Source organism: Mycetocola sp., assembly GCF_046716805.1.
In the GTDB taxonomy this organism is placed as follows: Bacteria; Actinomycetota; Actinomycetes; order Actinomycetales; family Microbacteriaceae; genus Mycetocola_A.
In genome coordinates this window covers 1-2,684 of record NZ_JBKJWH010000048.1, presented here as the reverse complement: position 1 = coordinate 2,684, position 2,684 = coordinate 1, and the positions used below count along the sequence as shown (strand labels likewise).

Annotated in this window: 3 protein-coding genes; 2 read left to right on the top strand and 1 reads right to left on the bottom strand. The window is 64.6% G+C overall.

Translation table 11 applies throughout. The annotated features are described in order from the left end of the window. Nucleotides 1-243: cyclodeaminase/cyclohydrolase family protein (locus ACLQ62_RS04050; protein WP_411720391.1), on the bottom strand; the 243-nt coding region annotated here is incomplete at its 3' end. Nucleotides 244-433: 190 nt separating this feature from the next. Between ACLQ62_RS04050 and ACLQ62_RS04045 the strand changes: the two genes are divergently transcribed. Next, nucleotides 434-1,648, top strand: coding sequence for a hypothetical protein (locus tag ACLQ62_RS04045; protein ID WP_411720390.1), 1,215 nt, complete (start codon nucleotides 434-436; stop codon nucleotides 1,646-1,648). A gap of 189 nt (nucleotides 1,649-1,837) precedes the next feature. Beyond that, nucleotides 1,838-2,684, top strand: an 847-nt coding sequence (locus ACLQ62_RS04040; protein WP_411720389.1) for a YveK family protein, incomplete at its 3' end; no start/stop codon positions are given.

Sequence of the window (2,684 nt, the reverse complement as noted above, 5' to 3'; positions counted from 1 at the left end):
ATCGGCCAGCCGAAGAGCGGTCTCCCGTCCGGCACCTGCTCGCTGGCGAAGCTCGACGCACTCCCGCTCGAGGTCACCCTCAGCCTGCGTGTTGCTGGCGACCATCGAGGTCAGGCAGTTGGCGATGGCGAGCATCACACCCGAGGCGGCACCGCCACCGGGGGAGCCGCTGGATTCGGCCAGCGCTTGAGTCCATTCGTCGATCGTGGACCGACGAGCCGACACCTTCTCGGAGTTCTTCATGCCTCCAGTGTCGCCCCTTTGGCGCTCGCCAGGAGCGCCACACTCTTCCGATCGTTGGAAGGAGCGAAGCGACTGAAGCGCTCAGCGACCCGCCCCATTCCGGGGGCCGAATCGGAGGTTAGCGGCAGCGTTCGCGATATGGTGACCCTCGGCGGCAGCGAGGATCTGCCCTGCCCGGGGGGACATGGACATGACGGCCAACGACGCCGAACGGGCGCTCATCGAGAGTGACGACGTCAACGCCGCACTCGAGCGCGAGGGCAACTTCACCTTGTCGCTGCCGTTTGAGAAGACCGGTCTGCGCGACACCCCGTCTGACGCCGAAACCGCACAGCTCGCGATCCTTCTCCAGAGTGACAGCAGAGACGTCAGCGCCGAGATCGCCGAGCACGAACGGATCATCCGACCCGAGCCCACCATCTTCCTGCCGGGCAACAAGCAGCGCAGTACCCGAAGCATCCTGACCATCGTCGTGTCGATTCTCACCGTGCTCGCCCTTGTGGCGGTCGGTATCCTGTTCGCGGTGAATAGCCAGGCGACGACGCCGGAGGCGAAGGCCTTCGAAGCGTACGCGGCGCGGCAGCTCACAGTGGAGACGGCCGATCGCAGGCTCACGTCGACCTTCGACGAGATCGGCGTAGTCAAGACGGATGCCGAGGCAATCAATGTCGCCACCGCCGCGGCGTTCGCCGCCGTGGTCGGTGTCTCCGATGAGGCTGCCCGTGCCGCAGCCGACGCCGAGCGTGTCGCCATGGCCGCGGCCATCGCCGAGGTCACGGTGATCAACCCAGCCGAGACCCCGTATGTCGCTCCCGAGGTGCCTGCAAGTTCGAGTCTTAGCGTGATCGCGAGGGGACTCGATGAGGTGTCGGCCGAGGGCACCCGTATCGAGGACGCGCAACTCGAGTTGGACGCCGCGTTGAAAGCGGTGACGGATGCCCGCGCCACTTTCACCGAGGCTTTCGCCGCTTTCGGCAAGACCATTCCCCCGACGGCAGACGCCCTGCTCGCGGCGAACCCGGATGCTGGCAAGAAGTGGCGCGACGCGGTGACGGCGGCCGTCGCGGCATTCACGGCGGCATCCCAAAACGGGCCGGGTGCTGCGGAACTGCAGGCGTATGCGGCCGCGGCTTTCGCGCTGCAGGACGAGAACGCTCGCGTGCTCGAGGAAGAAGCGCTTCGCATGGACGAAGAGATCGAGCCCGAAGAAGAGGAAGAAGTCGCTCCACGCACCACTCCGCAACGACCGCGGGCAACCACGCCGCCAAGAGGCGGGACGACGGATCCCGCCCCCGCGCCCTCCGAACCCGGTGCTCCCACTGACGAGCCGGCACCCGTGGAACCCGCCCCAGAGCCGGAGCCCCCAACTCCTGGGGTGCCGGATGTCGGGCTCTCCAACGGCTGAGTCAGCGCCAGTATTCTCACCCATTACGGGCACGGCGTCAGAACATTCCGGTGAATATTCCGGCGGTTCCAAATACAAGACCCGGGAAACAATGACCCGAAGAGCGTGCGTCTGTCCGAAGGATCCACAAGCGTATGCAAAGCTAAGGAAGCGTGTCTACGGACTGACACCTGCTATGAGGGGGACTCGTTGGAGCTTAAAGACTACGTAAGAATTCTGCACAAGAGCTGGATTCTTATCGTTGCCTGCACTTTGCTCGGTGTTGGCGCGGCCGCAGCATACTCGCTGACCCTGGCCGCCAAGTATGAGTCGACGACCCAGCTCTATGTCTCGGTCCGGGCTTCCGAGGGTGCCGCTACAGGCGACCTCGTGAACGGAACGAGCTTCGCTCGCCAAGCGGTCACCTCCTACGTCGACGTCGTCAACAGCGCGCTCGTGCTCGATAGAGTCATCGACGAACTGGGGCTCGACGTGACTGCGCAGCAGCTCGCGCCGACAGTCGCCGCTAGTTCGCCGCTGAACACAGTGCTCATCAACATCACGGTTACCAACACCGACCCGGTCCAAGCGGCCGGCATCGCGAATTCAGTCGGAGCGACCTTCGCCGATGTCGTAACCAATCAACTCGAGAAGCTAGAGGGCGAAACCGCGAGCCCGGTGAAGATCGAGACGATCCAGCCGGCAGTAACCCCGACGAAGCCCTCAAGCCCCAACGTGCCGCTCAACATCATCCTCGGATTGCTCGTCGGTCTGGCGATCGGGCTGGGCGTCGCCATCCTGCGCAGTGTGCTCGACACCCGCATTCACAGCTCTCACGATATCGAGCTCGTGACGGATGCCTCTATCCTCGGCGGCATCGCCCTCGACCCTGACGCGAAGAAGCGTCCCCTCGTCGTGCACGCCGATCCCCGCAGCCCCCGCGCCGAATCCTTCCGGAGCCTGCGTACCAACCTGCAGTTCGTCAACCTTGAGAAGGGCCCGCGAAGCTTCGTCGTGACGAGCTCCATCCCCGGTGAAGGTAAGAGCACAACGACGG